The 15,939-nt window shown below is 67.4% G+C and carries 16 protein-coding genes; 8 read left to right on the top strand and 8 right to left on the bottom strand.

Translation table 11 applies throughout. The annotated features are described in order from the left end of the window. Positions 1-2: 2 nt before the first annotated feature. From FHT32_RS22995 to denD, 3 genes are all read right to left on the bottom strand, one after another. Positions 3-515, bottom strand: coding sequence for a TRAP transporter small permease (locus FHT32_RS22995; RefSeq protein WP_176666913.1), 513 nt, complete (start codon positions 513-515; stop codon positions 3-5). Positions 516-615: 100 nt separating this feature from the next. Then, complete coding sequence (locus tag FHT32_RS22990) at positions 616-1,599, bottom strand: TRAP transporter substrate-binding protein (RefSeq protein WP_176666912.1); 984 nt, start codon at positions 1,597-1,599, stop codon at positions 616-618. Positions 1,600-1,643: 44 nt separating this feature from the next. Next, positions 1,644-2,663, bottom strand: a complete 1,020-nt coding sequence (denD, locus tag FHT32_RS22985) for a D-erythronate dehydrogenase (protein ID WP_176666911.1) — start codon at positions 2,661-2,663, stop codon at positions 1,644-1,646. A gap of 140 nt (positions 2,664-2,803) precedes the next feature. On the opposite strand from denD, the gene FHT32_RS22980 reads away from it, so the two are divergent. Next, positions 2,804-3,865, top strand: coding sequence for a hypothetical protein (locus FHT32_RS22980; protein ID WP_176666910.1), 1,062 nt, complete (start codon positions 2,804-2,806; stop codon positions 3,863-3,865). Positions 3,866-3,928: 63 nt separating this feature from the next. Here the strand turns inward: FHT32_RS22980 and FHT32_RS22975 are convergent, their stop codons facing one another. Next, positions 3,929-5,626, bottom strand: coding sequence for an electron transfer flavoprotein-ubiquinone oxidoreductase (locus tag FHT32_RS22975; RefSeq protein ID WP_176666909.1), 1,698 nt, complete (start codon positions 5,624-5,626; stop codon positions 3,929-3,931). A 143-nt stretch (positions 5,627-5,769) separates the two neighbouring features. Between FHT32_RS22975 and FHT32_RS22970 the strand changes: the two genes are divergently transcribed. The 4 genes from FHT32_RS22970 to FHT32_RS22955 are packed head-to-tail and all read left to right on the top strand — an operon-like array spanning position 5,770 to position 8,586. Beyond that, positions 5,770-6,552 carry an SDR family oxidoreductase gene (locus FHT32_RS22970; protein WP_176666908.1) on the top strand — a complete coding sequence of 261 codons (783 nt, stop codon included), beginning with the start codon at positions 5,770-5,772 and terminating at the stop codon, positions 6,550-6,552. A 20-nt stretch (positions 6,553-6,572) separates the two neighbouring features. Continuing rightward, positions 6,573-7,463 carry a DMT family transporter gene (locus FHT32_RS22965; RefSeq protein WP_371132241.1) on the top strand — a complete coding sequence of 297 codons (891 nt, stop codon included), beginning with the start codon at positions 6,573-6,575 and terminating at the stop codon, positions 7,461-7,463. Next, complete coding sequence (locus FHT32_RS22960; protein WP_176666907.1) at positions 7,460-7,885, top strand: thioesterase family protein; 426 nt, start codon at positions 7,460-7,462, stop codon at positions 7,883-7,885. The genes FHT32_RS22965 and FHT32_RS22960 overlap by 4 nt, the downstream gene beginning before the upstream one ends. Next, positions 7,882-8,586 (top strand): M949_RS01915 family surface polysaccharide biosynthesis protein, encoded by a 705-nt coding sequence (locus FHT32_RS22955; protein WP_176666906.1) that lies wholly within the window; start codon positions 7,882-7,884, stop codon positions 8,584-8,586. The genes FHT32_RS22960 and FHT32_RS22955 overlap by 4 nt, the downstream gene beginning before the upstream one ends. 19 nt (positions 8,587-8,605) lie before the next feature. On the opposite strand, the gene FHT32_RS22950 is transcribed toward FHT32_RS22955, so the two are convergent. Together FHT32_RS22950 and FHT32_RS22945 are read right to left on the bottom strand one after the other, a co-directional pair. Then, positions 8,606-9,961 carry a HAMP domain-containing sensor histidine kinase gene (locus FHT32_RS22950; RefSeq protein WP_176666905.1) on the bottom strand — a complete coding sequence of 452 codons (1,356 nt, stop codon included), beginning with the start codon at positions 9,959-9,961 and terminating at the stop codon, positions 8,606-8,608. A 58-nt stretch (positions 9,962-10,019) separates the two neighbouring features. Further along, positions 10,020-10,694, bottom strand: a complete 675-nt coding sequence (locus FHT32_RS22945) for a response regulator transcription factor (RefSeq protein WP_176666904.1) — start codon at positions 10,692-10,694, stop codon at positions 10,020-10,022. Between the two features lie 142 nt (positions 10,695-10,836). On the opposite strand from FHT32_RS22945, the gene FHT32_RS22940 reads away from it, so the two are divergent. The 3 genes from FHT32_RS22940 to FHT32_RS22930 are packed head-to-tail and all read left to right on the top strand — an operon-like array spanning position 10,837 to position 13,925. Then, positions 10,837-11,541 carry a phosphatase PAP2 family protein gene (locus FHT32_RS22940; protein WP_176666903.1) on the top strand — a complete coding sequence of 235 codons (705 nt, stop codon included), beginning with the start codon at positions 10,837-10,839 and terminating at the stop codon, positions 11,539-11,541. Then, a complete protein-coding gene (locus FHT32_RS22935) occupies positions 11,528-12,127 on the top strand; it encodes a phosphatase PAP2 family protein (protein ID WP_176666902.1) in 600 nt (199 codons plus the stop codon). The genes FHT32_RS22940 and FHT32_RS22935 overlap by 14 nt, the downstream gene beginning before the upstream one ends. 46 nt (positions 12,128-12,173) lie before the next feature. Further along, positions 12,174-13,925 (top strand): phosphoethanolamine transferase, encoded by a 1,752-nt coding sequence (locus FHT32_RS22930; protein ID WP_176666901.1) that lies wholly within the window; start codon positions 12,174-12,176, stop codon positions 13,923-13,925. A gap of 12 nt (positions 13,926-13,937) precedes the next feature. Here the strand turns inward: FHT32_RS22930 and FHT32_RS22925 are convergent, their stop codons facing one another. Beyond that, positions 13,938-14,519, bottom strand: coding sequence for a peroxidase-related enzyme (locus FHT32_RS22925; protein WP_176666900.1), 582 nt, complete (start codon positions 14,517-14,519; stop codon positions 13,938-13,940). Positions 14,520-14,601: 82 nt separating this feature from the next. Then, positions 14,602-15,870: an HAD family hydrolase gene (locus FHT32_RS22920; protein ID WP_176666899.1), complete on the bottom strand. Its 1,269-nt coding sequence runs from the start codon at positions 15,868-15,870 to the stop codon at positions 14,602-14,604. Positions 15,871-15,939: the final 69 nt, after the last annotated feature.

Below are 15,939 nucleotides of genomic sequence, written 5' to 3'. Positions count from 1 at the left end.
CCTTACAGCGACGCCGAGGCGTTGGCGTCGAAGTGCGCGTCGGACGCGAACTCGCGGTTCAGCACGTAGCCGCGCACCACCAGCAGCCAGTGCACGACGAGCAGCACGCCGCCGAACAGCATCGCGCTGTAGATGTAGGCGAACGGAATCTGCGTGACGGCCGTGAGCTGGAACATCGTGCGCTGCATGTAGAGCCAGCCGTACCACACCATGAAGCCGAAGAAGGCGAAGAGCAGCCCGGCCACCACGATGCGCAGCGCCACCGCGGCGGAGCGGGGCAGCGCGTCCTGAAGGTTCTCGACCGCGATGTGCCCGCCGTAGCGCAGCACCGGGCCGGCGCCCAGGAAAGTGAGCCAGATCATCATGTGGCGCGACACCTCCTCGGCCCATTCGAGCGATTGGCTGGTGGTGTAGCGCAGCACGACGTTGGTGAAGATGATGACCGACATGGCGGCCAGCAGAAGAATCAGCGCCCAGCGGTTGGCGGCGAGAAAGTAGCGCTCGAAGGCTTGCACTTTGAGTTGTTCTCTGTTGTTTCGGGAGAGAAGAAAAAACGAAGCGCCCGGCGCACTGTGGCGGACCGGGCGCGTTGCCGGAAGACCGGCGGAGCGTGCGTTACTTGACGTCCGTGATCTTCTTGATGTTGTCCGCGCCGAATTCCTTGGCGTAGCTCACGTACGCCGGCTTCAGCGCCTCGCGGAAGGCGGCGCCGTCGACCGTGCGCGTGACCTTCATGCCGTCTTTCTCGAGCTGGGCGATGCCGTTGTTCTCGTCGTCGTTCACCTTCTTGCGCTGGGCAATGGCGGCCTTCTTCGCGGCTTCGGTGAACACCTTCTTGTCGGCGTCCGAGAGCTTGTTCCACACCTTCGGCGACAGCAGCAGGAGCGCCGGCGAGTACACGTGGCCCGTGAGCGAGAGGTGCTTCTGCACCTGCGAGAACTTCGAGGCCAGGATCACCGGAATGGGGTTCTCCTGCCCGTCGACCGTGCCCTGCTGCAGCGCGCCGAAGAGCTCGGGGAAGGCCATCGGCGTGGGCAGGATGCCGAAGGTGCGGTAGCCGTCCATGTGCACCTTGTTTTCCATGGTGCGCATCTTCAGGCCGGCCGCGTCGGTGGGCTTGACGATGTCGCGCTTGCTGTTCGTCATGTGGCGAAAGCCGTTCTCCGTCCAGGCCAGCGCGATGATGCCCTTGCTCGGGAACTTGGTCAGGATGTCCTGGCCGATCGGGCCGTCCATCACCTTGCGCGCATGGTCGTAGTCGCGAAAGAGGAACGGAATGTCAACAATCTTCACCTCGGGTACGAAGTTGCCCACCGGGCCGGTCGAGGTGTTGACCAGGTCCTGCGTGCCCAGCTGGATGGCCTCGATCTGCTCGCGCTCGCCGCCCAGCGCCGAGTTGGCGAAGTGCTGGCACTTGTAGCGGCCTTGCGTGCCCTTCTCGATCTCTTCGCAGAACACCGTGGAGCCCACGCCGTAGTGCGACTCCTTGGAAGTCGCGTAGCCGATCTTGAGAACGGTGGGGGCCTGGGCGAAGGCGGAAGCGGCGAGGGTGCCCAGGGCGAGCGAAAGGCAGGCGGCGGCGATGTGGCCGAGTTTCATGATGTCTCCGGGGTTGGGGTCAGGTGCGCGTCAGGCGCACCGGACTATGCAACACCGGGGAGCTTCACCGCGTCGGGATTTTCACGGACGTACTCGCGGATGACCGCCTCGAAACTGTCGTCGGCGGTCAGGCCCAGCGCCTTCGCCCGTGCGGTTTCGATGTGGCCGGGCCAGGTCTTCACGATCCGCATGATCGTCGGGTCGGGCGTGCGGTCGAGCAGGGCGGTGGCGGCCTTGCCGGCCACGCGCTCCAGCGCCGCGGCCATCTCGCCCACCGTGGTCGGCAGCGAGGGCAGGTTCAGCGCGGTGCGCGGGCCCCATTGCGCGTCGGTCGCCTCGGCGGCGCGGATGATGCCTTCGACAGTGCGCGCCGGTGACGCAACGGCCACAGGCGTCTCGTCGGGCACCGGGCAGGCCGCGCGCAGCCCCGCCAGCGGCTCGCGGATCATTCCGCTGAAGAAGCCCGAGGCCGCGCCGTTGGGCTTGCCCGGCCGCACGCTCACCGTCATGAGCCGCACGCTGCGCCCGCGCACGAAACCCTTGCGCGTGAAGTCGGCCACCAGCTGTTCACCTATGAATTTCTGGATGCCGTAGCTGGTCTGCGGCGTGGGCAGCGTGTGGTCTTCGATCACCTTCGGCAGCGGCTGCTCGGGCGAATCGCCGAACACCGCGAGCGAGCTGGCGAAGACCAGCACCGGCTTCGTGCCGAGAGCGCGAACCCGTTCGAGCAGCGCATGCGTGGCGGCGAAGTTGCTGCGCATGCCGAGGTCGAAGTCGGCCTCGCATTCGCCGCTCACTGCTGCGGCCAGGTGGAAGATGGCGTCGGCCTCGCGCCAGGGCGTGGCATCGGCCTGCGCCGAGAGCTGGTCGTTGAGGTCGCCGGTGATGGCCTCGATGCGGCCGTCGGCTGCCAGGTCCGCCGGCGGAGCGGCGCGGTCGACCAGCGTGATGCGCTCGATGGGGCGGGCCGCGGCGCCGGCCAGTGAAAGGCTGCCTTGCGCGAGCAGCGTGCGTGCGAGGCGCGCGCCGAGAAAGCCGGCGCCGCCGGTGATGACGATCTGCATGAAGTCTCTCTCCTGTTTCCTGGTGAGCCTGGAGAATAAGCAAATCGCAAGCGAACCGCCGCCAAGAGCCCACAAGTTGCCCCGGATAGCTTCCGGCCCGATTCGAGCCGCCCATGCCGCCTATGCCGCTTATGCCGCCCATGACCACGACACTTCCTCCCGACTTCCTCGCCACGCTGCGGCAGCCCGTGCTGCGCGAGGCCGATCTCGAAACCAAGTCCTCGTTCTTCTCGCGCAAGGAGGTGATGGATTTCTACGTCTCGGTGATGAAAAGCCCAGAGAAGAACGACGTGCTGCAACTCGCCGCTGCCGAGTTGCCCGTTCTGCATCCTCATCGGGCCGCGCTGCTGGCCCTGTTCTGCGGCGCACTCGTGGAGGAGGGCGCCGATCCGCATCTGCTCTTCGGCGCGGCGCTGGAGCTCATGTCCGGCCTGCTCGTCTCTCTCGAGCCCTTCTGCGCGACGCAGCCGCAGGAGGACGACGATGACGCGGATCCCGACGATCTCGCCGAATGGCAGGCGGCCAATGCCGCGCTCGGTGCGCTGTCGGCGCAGGAACGTTTCGAGGTCGAGGCACGGCAGGCCGCAGCCGGCCTGCTGGTGCTTCCGCTGATGACCATGCTCATGCGCGACGTGCGCAACCATCGCGCCCTGCTGGCCGACGGCGAACTGGTGGCGCGCGTCGATGCGTTGGCTGTCAACGATTCGCTGCCGATCGACGGTCTGCACTTCCTGCAGGGTGCCGCCGAACTGGCCTACGAGGACGAACTGGTGGTGGTGCTCCCGGCCTCCGGCACCGGCATGGTGGTGAAGGCCCACGCCATCAACAACAACTTCCACGCGTTCTCGCTTCTGCAGAAGCTGATGCGCAAGCACGCCAAGGCCCTCGGCATCCAGCCGCCCGCGCGCGAGTCGGGCGCGAACGCAAGCCGCGACACCGACTGCGCCGAGTACCTGTGGCTGCAGGCCCACGCCTTCAGGAACGGCGAGCTGGTCGATCCCATGGCGTGGTCATGGGGCGAAGGTTCGCTGCGCGAGAACGCGCGCAGGCAGGGCCGGCTGGTGCTCGTGGCGCTGGACACGCAGGACAAGCCCAGCCGCAGCTGGAACGGGTTCGACCGCGTGCTCCATTCGGAGCAGAAGTCGCGTGTGTCGCTCGTGCGGATGCTCACGCCCGAGGAGGTTGCCTCGTACCTTGCCTGAGGCGGCAGGCAAAGAAAAAGCCCTCCGAAGAGGGCCTCGAGCGGGAAGAAGCGGCCGGGGGCCTTACATCCCCACGTAGTTCGGCCCGCCACCGCCTTCGGGCGTGACCCACACGATGTTCTGCGTCGGGTCCTTGATGTCGCAGGTCTTGCAGTGCACGCAGTTCTGCGCGTTGATCTGCAGGCGCTGCTTGCCGTCCTCGGTGCCGACGAACTCGTACACGCCAGCGGGGCAGTAGCGGCTCTCGGGGCCCGCGAACTTGGCGAGGTTGACGTTCACGGGCACTGTCGCGTCCTTGAGCGTCAGGTGGGCCGGCTGCTGCTCTTCATGGTTGGTGTTGCTGATGAACACGCTGGAGAGGCGGTCGAAGGTGAGCTTGCCGTCGGGCTTGGGGTAGACGATGGGCTTGCACTCGGCAGCGGGCTTCAGGTACAGGTGGTCGGCCTTGTTGCGGCGCAGCGTCCAAGGAATATGGCCCTTGAGCAGCCATTGCTCGACGCCGTTCATGAAGGTGGCGATACCCAGGCCCTTCTTGAACCAGGCCTTGAAGTTGCGGGCCTTGTTCAGTTCGGTGTGCAGCCAGCTCTTCTCGAAGGCGGCCGGGTATGCGGCGAGTTCGTCGTGCTGGCGGCCGGCCATGACCGCGTCGAAGGCGGCTTCGGCGCACAGCATGCCGGTCTTGATGGCGGCATGGCTGCCCTTGATGCGGCTCACGTTGAGGTAGCCGGCCTCGCAGCCGACCAGCGCGCCGCCCGGGAACACGGTCTTGGGCAGCGACATCAGGCCGCCGGCCGTGATGGCGCGCGCGCCGTAGCCGATGCGCTTGGCGGGCTTGATGCCCTTGGACTCGTCGCCCTCCAGGTACCAGCGGATGTTGGGGTGCAGCTTCCAGCGCTGCATTTCCTCGAAGGGGCTCAGGTAGGGGTTGCTGTAGTCCAGGCCCGTGATGAAGCCCATGGTGACCTTGTTGTCCTCCATGTGATAGAGGAAGGCGCCGCCGTAGGTGTCGCTCTTCATCGGCCAGCCGGCGGTGTGCAGCACAAAGCCGGGCTGGTGGCGCTTGGGATCGATCTCCCACACTTCCTTCACGCCGAGGCCGTAGGTCTGCGGGTCCTTGCCGGCGTCGAGCTTGTACTTGGCGATGAGCTGGCGGCCGAGGTGGCCGCGTGCGCCTTCGGCGAACACGGTGTACTTGCCCAGCAGCTCCATGCCGAGCTGGAAGTTCTCGGTGGGCTCGCCGTCCTTGCCGACGCCCATATTGCCGGTGGCCACGCCACGCACGGAGCCGTCTTCGTTGTAGAGAACCTCGGCGGCGGGGAAGCCCGGGAAGATCTCCACGCCCAGGTTCTCCGCCTGCTGGGCCAGCCACTTGGTGAAGGCGCCGAGGCTGATGATGTAGTTGCCGTGGTTCTGGAAGCAGGCCGGCAGGAAGAGGTTGGGGGTGCGCAGGCCCGACTTCTCGCCCAGGAACACCATCGCGTCGTCGGTGACCGGCTGGTTCAGCGGCGCGCCGAGTTCTTTCCAGTCGGGCAGCAGTTCGTTGAGCGCGCGCGGGTCCATGATGGCGCCCGAGAGGATGTGCGCGCCGGGCTCCGAGCCCTTCTCGAGCACCACGACCGAAATCTCCTTTTCCTGCTGCGCGGCCAGTTGCTTGAGCCGGATCGCGGTCGACAGGCCGGCGGGGCCGCCGCCGACCACGACCACGTCGTATTCCATGGCTTCGCGAGGGCCGAACTGGGCGAGGATTTCGTCGTGCGTCATGTGGGTTGGATCGATAATGATTTTTCGGGGCGCGGTGGCAGCCCAGGACTGCGGGGCATTTTATGCGGCGTCCAGGCATGCTCCCTGTCGCCCGCGAGCGGGGCTTCCCCGCGTCACCTGCGCGACTCCACAGGATCCAGTTCATGGCTTACAGCATCGATCTCTCCGGCCGCGTGGCCTTCGTCACCGGCGCCTCCAGCGGGCTCGGCGCCCAGTTCGCCAAAACGCTGGCGCGCGCCGGCGCCGCCGTGGTGCTCGCGAGCCGCCGCGTCGAGAAGCTCAAGGAACTGCGCGCGCGCATCGAAGGCGAGGGCCACGACGCCCACGTGGTCGAGCTCGACGTGACCGACATCGGCAGCATCAAGGCGGCCGTGGCGCGCGCCGAGACCGAGGTGGGCCCCATCGACATCCTCGTCAACAACTCGGGCGTGAGCACCACCCAGCGCCTGCAGGACGTCACGCCCGACGACTACGACTACATCTTCGACACCAACGTGAAGGGCTCCTTCTTCGTGGCGCAGGAAGTCGGCAAGCGCATGCTGGCGCGCGCCCGCGGCACGGCGCCGGGCACCTACATCGGCGGGCGCATCATCAACATCGCATCGGCCGCGGCGCTGAAGGTCATGCCGCAGATTGGCACCTACTGCATGAGCAAGGCGGCAGTGGTGCAGATGACCAAGGCCATGGCGCTCGAATGGGGCCGCTTCGGCATCAACGTGAACGCGCTGTGCCCGGGCTACATCACCACCGAGCTCAACGAGGAGCACTGGAACACCGAAGGCGGCGCCAAGCTGGTCAACATGCTGCCGCGCAAGCGCGTAGGCAAGCCCGAGGACCTGGACGGCCTGATCGTGCTGCTGGCCAGCGGCCAGAGCCACTTCGTGAACGGCGCCGTCATCGCGGCCGACGACGGGTTCGCGCTCTGAGCCCGCGGGCCTGGATCGGCATTGCCGCCGGCCTGGGGGCGGGTGCGCTGTGGGGGCTGGTGTTCGTGGCGCCGCGCATGGTGGGCCACTTCGGCATGGTCGACATCACCGCCGCGCGCTTCCTGGTGTTCGGCGCCGTCTCGGGGCTCGCGGTGTTCGCGCGGCCTGCCGCATCGCGCTGGCCGAATGGGCGGCAGGCGCTCGCGGCGCTGGGGCTCAGCGTGCTGGGCTTCAGCGGCTACTACCTGCTTCTGGCCTTCGGCATCCAGGCGGCGGGCACGGAGGTGCCCAGCCTCATCATCGGCACGATCCCCGTCTGGATGATGCTGCTCGGCCGTCCCGCCGGCCTGCGCATGAGTGCGCTGCTGCCGGGCCTGCTGCTCACCGGAGCGGGCATCGCGCTGATGATCTACGGCGCATGGTCGGCGCAGCACGGCACTGGCTCGGAGACCGGCAGCCGCTTCGGCTGGGGCATCGCGCTGGCAGTCGCATCGATGGTGAGCTGGACGGTGTACGGCCTGCTCAACGCCGCCTGGCTGCAGCGCCACACGGAGCTCAACGCGACCGACTGGGCCAACTGGCTGGGCGTGGCGACCGGCCTTGGCGCCTTGCTGCTTTGGCTCGTCGCGGGCAGCGACGCGGCCACGCTGAAGGCTCAGCCCGACGGCATGCTCTTCGTCTGGATCGCGCTGGCCAGCGGCTTCGGCTCTTCTTGGCTCGCGACCATTCTCTGGAACATCGCCAGCCAGCGGCTGTCGGCCAGCCTCTGCGGGCAGCTGATCGTCAGCGAGACGCTGTTCGCGCTGCTCTATTCCTTCGTCTGGGACGGCCGCTGGCCGCAGGCCACCGAGTGGGCCGCGGCGGCGCTGTTCGTGCTGGGCATCCTCGCATCCATCAAGGCGCACCGATGAGAATCGAAATTCCCGAAAAGAAGAAGCTGGTGTACGAAACGTCCATTCCCATCCGCTGGGGCGACATGGACGCCATGGGCCACCTCAACAACGGCACCTACTTCCGCTACCTAGAGACGGCGCGCATCGACTGGATGCACTCCATCGGCTTCGAGCCGCAGCCCAACGGCGAGGGCATGGTGATCGTCAACGCCTTCTGCAACTTCTACCGTCAGATCGAGTACCCCGGCAACGTGCTGCTCAAGATGTACGTGAGCGACCCGGGCCGCACCACCTTCGAGAGCTGGGCCACGATGGCCCGTGAGGAAGAGCCCGACGTGATCTGCGCGGCCGGCGGCGCAACCACGATCTGGGTCGACTTTCCCAAGCAGAAGGCGCTGACCTTGCCCGACTGGCTGCGCGCGCTGGTGAGTGCCGAATGAGAAGGGCGCTTCTGGCAGCGGCCTTGCTAGCATCGCTCGCTGCCGCAGGCCACGCACAGAGATCGCCCGCAAAGAGCACGGTCGAGTGCGTTCCCGGCGCTTCGTACCTGAGCGCGGACACGCTGAAGAAGACCGGCTTCGAACTCCCGGTTTTCAAGTGCTATTGCTATTCCGACAAGGCCGGCAGCCACGTTCTGCTGCTCGGCGAGAAGCAGGACCTGTCGTTCGCTGAAGAGAAGCTTTCCTCGGCCATCCAGGCCGCGCTCTACAAGGTCGGTGCCGACGGCGCCAGCCTGACGCCCGAGTGGTCGATCCGCGACTTCGCGGGCAAGTACGAGGCAGGGCTCAATTTCCGCACGAAGCTCATCGAGCTCGCCGACATCGATGGTGACGGGCTGGTCGACCCGGTCCTCGTCTATCGCTTCTTCGAGCGCGACGGTGCCGGCCGCATCGTCGACGACGATTACTCCGGGCGCATCAAGATCGTCACGTTCCACCAGGGCCGCAAGGCGACGATCCAGGCGATCACCGGAGAGTTGGACGGCGACCGCAAAACCACCGCCAACACCGGCTACTTCGCCTTGCCGAAGCCCGTGCAGCAGCATCTCGTGAAGAAGATGGCGGCGATGTACGACGCCCATCATTTCGGCTTCGACAACTCCTACGGCTTCGTGCCGAGGAAGGAAGCCGCCCGGCGCTGAAGCCGGGTCGGCGAGCGGGTCAGGCCTGCTGCAGAACGATCCGCGCCTCGAAGCCCTGCGCAGCACCTTCCGGCGGCGAAGAAAGCTCCAGCTTCGCACCGTGCTTCTCGACGATGGTGCCCACGATCGAGATGCCCAGCCCGTAGCCTGCGCGGTCGGAGCTGTGGCGCACGTGGCGCCCGCGCAAGGTGGCGAGCTGTTCCGCGGTGACGCCCTTGCCGGAATCGCGCACGGCCAGGGTGGAGGGATCCATCACCTCGATGACGACGCGGCTGCCGCCGTAGCGCAGCGCGTTCTCCACCAGGTTGCGCAGCGCAATGGCGAGGGCGTCGACGTCGCCGAGGGCAGTCGGCGCGCCCATGTCCGGCACCTTGAGCGCCAGGCGCTCGATGTTCTGCGGGTCCTGCCAGAAGTCCTGCGCCACGGCGCCTGCGAGCTGCACCAGGTCGACCCGGCTGCGCGCAAGCGAGGCGCCCGATTCCGCGCGCGAGAGCTGCAGCAGCTTTTCGGTGCGATGGCTCAGGGTGCGCAGCGCATCGAGTGCGCCCTGCACGTCATCGCGGCGCAGGTCGTGGTCGAGGGCGGTCTGCAGCCGCAGGCGGGCGGCGGCGAGCGGCGTGCGCAGCTCGTGCGCGGCGTTGGCCGCGAGGGCGCGTTCCACGTCCAGCGAGTGCGACAGCCGCTCCAGCAGCCGGTTGAGGTGGTCGCCGACGGTGCGCAGCTCCCTGGGCAGCTCGGAGGGCAGCGCGATCGGCCGCAGGTCGGCGCCGCTGCGCTTTTCGATCTCGGCGGCAACTTCCTGCAGCACCCGCAGCTCGGCGCGCGCCACGTTGCGCAGCACCAGCGCGAGCAGCGGCAGTACCGCGCCGAGCGGAATGATCAGCCCGAAGAGCGTGCGGTTGAGCGCGTGGCGCCGCTCGTCGAGCGGATCGGCCACCTGGAAGAACAGGCCCAGCGTGGGGTGGCGCACGGTGTAGATGCGCCAGTTCGAGTTGTTCGCGAAGCCGGAGGCCAGCGGCACGTCGAAGGTGTCGGCGGGAGCCTCGGCGGAGCGCAGCAGCACGTGCTCGTGCGGGTCGACGATCTGGTAGATCACCGCGTCTTCCGAGAACAGCTGCTTGGGCGCGATCAGCGGCTCGCGCGGCTGCTGGGTGCCCGAATGCTGCAGCCGCTCAAGCTCCTGCACGGCCATCGCGAACATGCGGTGCGAGACCTCGACGAGTTCGTTGTCGAAGTTGTGGTTGATCTCGCGGTCCACATACCAGACCACCGCGAGCACGCACAGAAGCCATACGCCGCCGACCCACAGGATCAGCGTGCGGGTCAGCCGCCCGGCGAGCGAATTGCGTCCGGCGGCAAAGCTTGCGGAATTCAACGGGCAGCCTCCGCGCCTTGCGCCTCGGCGCGGGCACCTTCGAGCGGCCGGGCGGCGCTCATTCGTCGTCGTCCGTGGAGAACGACAGCCGGTAGCCGAGCCCGCGCAGTGTCTGGATGTGGCTGCGGCCGAGCTTGCGCCGCAGGCGGCTGATGAAGACCTCCAGCGTGTTGCTGTCGGCCTCGTCGCCGAAGCCGTAGAGCGCGTCGGCCAGGTTCTCGCGCGTGTGTATGCGCTCGGGCCGGGTCGCCATCACGCGCAGCAGCGCCCACTCCTTCTGGGTGAGGGTGATCGGAGAGCCGCTCTTGCGCACCATGTCGTGCGCCAGGTCGATCTCCAGGTTGCCCAGTTGCAGCACCGGCGAGCTGTTCGAGCTGCGCCGGCGCTCGACCGCGCGCAGGCGCGCCAGCAGCTCGGCGGGGTCGTATGGCTTGATGAGGTAGTCGTCGGCGCCGGCGTCCAGCCCGCGGATGCGGTCGGTGACCTGGTCGCGCGCGGTCAGCACGATGACGATGGGGCGCTCGGGCAGGGCGCGAATCTGCGGCAGCAGGGAAAGGCCGTCGCCGTCACCCAGGTGCAGGTCGAGCAGCACGGCCGCGTACTGCACCGAGAGCAGGGCGGCGCGGGCGTCGGCCAGGCTCGGCGCCACGTCGACCACGAAGGCCTTGGCCAGAAGGTAGCTGCAGACGGCATCTGCCAACGCAGTGTCATCTTCGACCAGCAATATGCGCACGCCATGTCCTTCCAGGAAAAATTGAAGTCTAGCGCCACCCAGTTGCACGGGCCCTTTGAGTCAGGTTCGGTTCATCTTGCTTCAGGCTCGGTTCATTCCGCAAACGTAGGCTCGCGGCTGGTTTCCAGTCCTGCCTTCGTTCATGACACGCTTTCCCGATCTCCGCCTGGGGATACTGACCCTCGCCGCACTGATTGCATTGATGGCGTGGGACGCGACCGGCGCCGACCTGCTGCTGGCGCGCATGGCGGGCTCCCACCTCGGGTTTCCCCTGCGAGAGAACCCCTTCATGGTCCACGTCATGCATGAAGGCGCCCGCAACCTCAGCTGGGCCCTGGTGTTCCTGCTGTTCGCGGCGATCCGCTGGCCCTTCGGCGTGCTGCGCCGGCTCGACACCGGCTCCCGCGTGCAACTGGCCCTGACCGTGCTGGGCTCGGTGATCGCGGTCAGCATCCTCAAGCACGCGAGTCACACCAGCTGCCCCTGGGACCTGCAGGAGTTCGGCGGCGTGGCGCGTTATGTGTCGCATTGGTCGTGGGGCGTGGGCGACGGCGGCCCCGGCGGGTGCTTCCCGGCCGGCCATGCCTCGGCGGCCTTCGCCTACCTTGGCGGGTATTTCGTGCTGCGGCGGGCGTCGGCCCGCGCGGCGGCGATCTGGCTGTGGACGGCCATGGCGGCGGGCCTCGTGCTGGGCGTGGCCCAGCAACTGCGCGGCGCGCACTACATGAGCCACACCCTCTGGACCGCCTGGGTCTGCTGGACGGTGGGCTTCGTCATCGAGATGGCTGTCGCGCGCTTCGGCTCGCGCGCCTCGGGCAGGGCGGTTCCCGCGCATGCAGGCCCTTGATTTCGCGCTCTTCGGGCTGATCAACGCCGGCTCCACGGTGCAGCCGTGGAGCCTGGGCTTTGCCGAGTTCTGCTCCGATCTGCTGCCGGCCATGCTGACGCTGGCGATCGGCGTCTGCGCCTTGTTCAGCCGCCGCTGGCGCTATGCGCTGTTCACCGTGCTGCTGAGCGTGCTGGCCGCGTGGATCGCCGTGACCGTGATCCGCACGCTCGCGCCGATCCCCCGGCCCGCCTTCTACGGCCTGGGCATCCAGTGGGTGCCGCAGGGCGTGCGGCCGGGCTTCCCGAGCATGCATGCGGCCGGCACCTTTGCCGCGGCCTTCGCGCTGTGGTGCCTGCCGTCGCGCGTGCCCATGCTGGCAGCGCTGGTGGTGGCGGCCCTGGTGGCGTGGAGCCGGATGTACCTGGGCCTGCATTTCCCGTCCGACATCATGGCGGCGACCATGCTCGGCGCGCTGGTGGCGATCGTGGTGGAGCGCGGCGTCAGCCGGCCGCTGAGCCAGGCTGCATCGGGCGCCCTGGTGGCGCGGCGGCGGCGCTCGGCGAGATTGCGGCTGCGCAGGGCGGCGAGTCTGAACATGGACTGAAGGGGCAATTCAGCCTCGCTTCAGGCGGGCTAGTTACATTCGCGTGATGTCTGTTTCGCGAATTTCGCCTGTTCCCGTGCAACAGGCGGGTACTTCTGAGTCCCAAACACCACAGTTGCCCCCCTCCGGCGCCCCGTGGACACGGTTCGACCTCTGGCTGCAGCGTCCGCGCTCGGCCGCCGCGGTCGTCCTCTGGCTCAGCCTCTACCTCGTACTGACCACGAACTGGCCGCTGTGGAACGAGCTGGCCCGCATCGGTGGTGCGCCCAGCAGTTACATGTCCACGGTCGTGTCGATGAGCCTGCTCACGCTGTGCGGCTCGGCGGCCATCCTGTCGTTCACGGCCTGGTCGCGCTGGATGAAGCCGCTGTGGCTCGTGGTGGTGGTGCTGGCCGCGGTGGTGCAGCACTACATGCTCGAGTACCGCGTGGTGATGGACCCCACCATGATCGCCAACGCGCTGCAGACCGACCCCAACGAGGCGCGCGACCTGCTGAGCTGGCGCATGGCCTTCAACGTGGCGGTGGTGGTGCTGCCGGCGGCCTGGCTGATCTGGCGGGTGCGCGTCGTGCCCATGCGCTTCCTGCCCAAGCTCGCGCGCAACGTGGGGCTGCTGCTGCTGTCCGTTGCCGTGGCCGTGGGCACGGCGGTGGCCATGAACCGCGAGCTGGCGCCGCTGATGCGCAACAACGTGCACCTGCGCTACATGATGAACCCGATCGCGTCGATCTATTCGACCGGATCGCTCTTCATCAAGCCTCTTTTCAAGCGCAGCGGCAAGCTGGTCTCCATCACCGCCGGAACGGCGCTGGGCGCGAGCTATGCCGCCCAGACCAAGCCGCCGCTCTTCGTGGTGGTGGTGGGCGAGACGGCGCGGGCCGACCACTTCGCGCTCAACGGCTACGCACGCGACACCACGCCGGAGCTCGCCAAGCGCGGCGTGCTGAGCTACCGCGAGGTGCGCTCCTGCGGCACCAACACCCTGGCTTCGGTGCCCTGCATGTTCTCGCCGCTGGGCAAGGAAGGCTACGAATCGCGCAAGGACGACTACGAAACCCTGGTCGACGTGCTGCAGGCCGCCGGCCTGGCCGTGTTCTGGCTCGACAACCAGGCCGGCTGCAAGGGCGTATGCGAGCGCATTCCCAATGCGTCGGCCTTCGCCGGGCTCGACCCCGCCACCAAGAAGGCGCTGTGCGATGGCGACGAGTGCCTCGACGACGTGATGCTCAAGGGCCTGGACGAGCGCATCGCCGCGCTGCCGGCAGAGCGCCGCGCCAAGGGCGTGGTGCTGGTGATGCACCAGATGGGTAGCCACGGCCCGGCCTACTACAAGCGCTCGGCACCCGACGTGAAGCGCTTCCTGCCCGAGTGCAAGACCAACGCGCTCGCCGACTGCGGCCATGCCGAGCTCATGAACGTGTACGACAACTCGATCGTGCAGACCGACCGCTTCCTCGGCCAGACCATCGACTGGCTCAAGGCGCAGTCGAAGCAGTACGACCCGGCGATGCTCTACGTCAGCGACCACGGCGAATCGCTCGGCGAGTTCGGCCTGTTCCTGCATGGCGTGCCGTACAGCTTCGCGCCCGATGCGCAGAAGCACGTGCCCATGGTCACCTGGTTCGGCGAAGGCATGAGCGAGCGGCGCAAGCTCTCGCGCTCGTGCATGGAAGCGGGGCTGGACGCACCGCTCACGCACGACAACCTGTACCACACGGTGCTGGGCGTGATGGACGTGACCACGCCGACCTACAAGCCCGCGCTGGACGCGCTGGCTTCCTGCCGCGGCAAGGGCTGAAGCAGCCTCAGCTCACTTCTTTTCGCGAGGCACCCGCCCCATCAGGAAGAACTCGCTGTTCGGCTGCATGCCGCTGAAGCTGGCCAGCCGGTTGCTCAGGCCGAAGAAGGCGGTGATGGCGGCGATGTCCCAGATGTCCTCGTCGTCGAATCCGTGGGCGTGCAGCGGGGGGAAGTCGCTCTCGTCGATCTCGTGCGAGCGTTCGCAGACCTTCATCGCGAAGTCGAGCATCGCGCGCTGGCGCGGCGTGATGTCGGCCTTGCGGTAGTTCACCGCCACCTGGTCCGCCACCAGCGGTTTCTTCTCGTAGATGCGCAGCAGCGCGCCGTGCGCCACCACGCAGTAGAGGCACTTGTTGGCCGCGCTGGTGGTGGTGACGATCATCTCGCGGTCGCCCTTGGTGAGCGAGCCTTCCTCCTTGAGCATGAGCGCGTCGTGGTACGCGAAGAAGGCGCGCCACTCGGCGGGGCGTCGCGCCAGGCCCAGGAACACGTTGGGCACGAAGCCGGCTTTCTCTTGCACGGCGAGGATCGCGGTGCGGATGTCTTCGGGCAGGTCTTTGAGTTCGGCGAGGGGGTAGCGCTCTGCGGCCATGTTGTCTCCGGTTCGGGTTGCCTTGATGGAGCCATCATAGGCAAGCCGCGCCGAAGACCGTGCAGCCGCTCCCGTTCTCTTGCTACTTGAGCGCCTTGCCTTGGGTCGCGCCCAGCGGCGTGTGCAGCTGCGAGCTCACCCACGAGCCGGTGTTGTCGTCGCGCCCCTGCAGCAGGTAGCGCGTGTCGGCCTTGCCGTAGTTCTGCACGGCCATGGCCGAGAACTTGCCGATGTCGGTCTTCGGGTCGCGCAGGCGGTTGACGATCAGCACCTTCTTCGTGTCGGCGAAGTCGGCCATCATGTTCTGGTCGCCTTCGCTGTCGCCGGCCACGAAGCTCGGGCCGTAGCCGTACTTGCTGACCAGGAAGCGCCGGATGTTCTTGGTCTTGCCCGGGCCCTGCGTCTGGTCGTAGCCGCGGCGGAACTCGGGCTGGATCACACCATTTGCGTCGCGTTCCAGCTCCATCGCGAGCACGCGCTCGGGCGGGTTGTTGTAGCCGAAGGCGGGGTTCGACGAGATCTCCTTGATCACGTCGACGAAGGAGGCCGAGCACACCCACACGTCGAAGCCAGCGTTGCGGAAGGCGGCGTAGAGCTGCTGCATCTCCGGCTGCAGGCGCAGGCCGTTCTTCCAGCTCACCGAGACCACGCCCGCACGTCCCGGCAGCGCGGCGGGCGAAGTCCACTTGACCTTGGCCACCGGCTCCTTCAGCTGCCAGGCCACGGTGTCGACCGTGAGCTTGCGCACCTGCGCCTCGGTCATGCCGGCGAAGAGGTAGGTGACCCACGGGTAGGCCGTGTCGTGGTCGAAGGTGTCGCCGATGGCCTCGTAGAGGTAGCGCACCTTGGTGGTGAACGCGCCGTAGTGCGGGCTCAACGCCACCACGGCCAACGATTGCTCGCCCTTCAGCCCCTTGTAGTTCTGGTAGAGCCACGTGTAGCTCGCAACGATGTCGGGCACCACGGCGTCGATGTTCACCGGCTGGCCGGCCGCGTTGTTGTACGCGGGCAGGAAGTCCTTCTTCGGGATGTTCCGGCGCAGCGCCACCTCGAGCTGCGCGGGCGTCGCGCCGAAGACCAGGTTCTCGAGCTGGTAGATGAGCGCGGCTTCCTCGATGTCGAGGAAGACGCTGGTGTTGTCCCAGTCGAACACCACGTACGGCGGCTTCGCGGCGTCATAGCCCGGGCTGCCCTTGCCGAGGCTGGCGATCAGGCCCTCGATCTGCGCGCGGTTGAAGGCGTCCCAGTTGGCGGGTGCGAGTACCGGGCCCTTGGTGGCCGTCAGGCTGGCGCAGCCGGTGGCTGCGAGTGCCGCGGCCAGCGGCGTGAGAAGGAGGAGGCGGCGTTGCATTGCGTTTTTCCTTTTTGAGTGAATGCGGTGTGCGAAAAGTCGTATTCGAAGTCGTGCGAAAGAGAGCCG

This window comes from Variovorax sp. SG517 (assembly GCF_013376045.1).
GTDB lineage: Bacteria > Pseudomonadota > Gammaproteobacteria > Burkholderiales > Burkholderiaceae_C > Variovorax.
This window is presented reverse-complemented; position numbering and strand designations above follow the sequence as displayed.

Bases quoted from the DNA above. Each gene is read 5' to 3' on its own strand.
- FHT32_RS22960 (WP_176666907.1), top strand. From the start codon at position 7,460: ATGAGAATCGAAATTCCCGAAAAGAAGAAGCTGGTGTACGAAACGTCC.
- FHT32_RS22955 (WP_176666906.1), top strand. From the start codon at position 7,882: ATGAGAAGGGCGCTTCTGGCAGCGGCCTTGCTAGCATCGCTCGCTGCC.
- FHT32_RS22990 (WP_176666912.1), bottom strand. From the start codon at position 1,599: ATGAAACTCGGCCACATCGCCGCCGCCTGCCTTTCGCTCGCCCTGGGC.
- FHT32_RS22935 (WP_176666902.1), top strand. From the start codon at position 11,528: ATGCAGGCCCTTGATTTCGCGCTCTTCGGGCTGATCAACGCCGGCTCC.
- denD (WP_176666911.1), bottom strand. From the start codon at position 2,663: ATGCAGATCGTCATCACCGGCGGCGCCGGCTTTCTCGGCGCGCGCCTC.
- FHT32_RS22930 (WP_176666901.1), top strand. From the start codon at position 12,174: ATGTCTGTTTCGCGAATTTCGCCTGTTCCCGTGCAACAGGCGGGTACT.
- FHT32_RS22920 (WP_176666899.1), bottom strand. From the start codon at position 15,870: ATGCAACGCCGCCTCCTCCTTCTCACGCCGCTGGCCGCGGCACTCGCA.
- FHT32_RS22940 (WP_176666903.1), top strand. From the start codon at position 10,837: ATGACACGCTTTCCCGATCTCCGCCTGGGGATACTGACCCTCGCCGCA.
- FHT32_RS22970 (WP_176666908.1), top strand. From the start codon at position 5,770: ATGGCTTACAGCATCGATCTCTCCGGCCGCGTGGCCTTCGTCACCGGC.
- FHT32_RS22980 (WP_176666910.1), top strand. From the start codon at position 2,804: ATGACCACGACACTTCCTCCCGACTTCCTCGCCACGCTGCGGCAGCCC.
- FHT32_RS22975 (WP_176666909.1), bottom strand. From the start codon at position 5,626: ATGACGCACGACGAAATCCTCGCCCAGTTCGGCCCTCGCGAAGCCATG.
- FHT32_RS22925 (WP_176666900.1), bottom strand. From the start codon at position 14,519: ATGGCCGCAGAGCGCTACCCCCTCGCCGAACTCAAAGACCTGCCCGAA.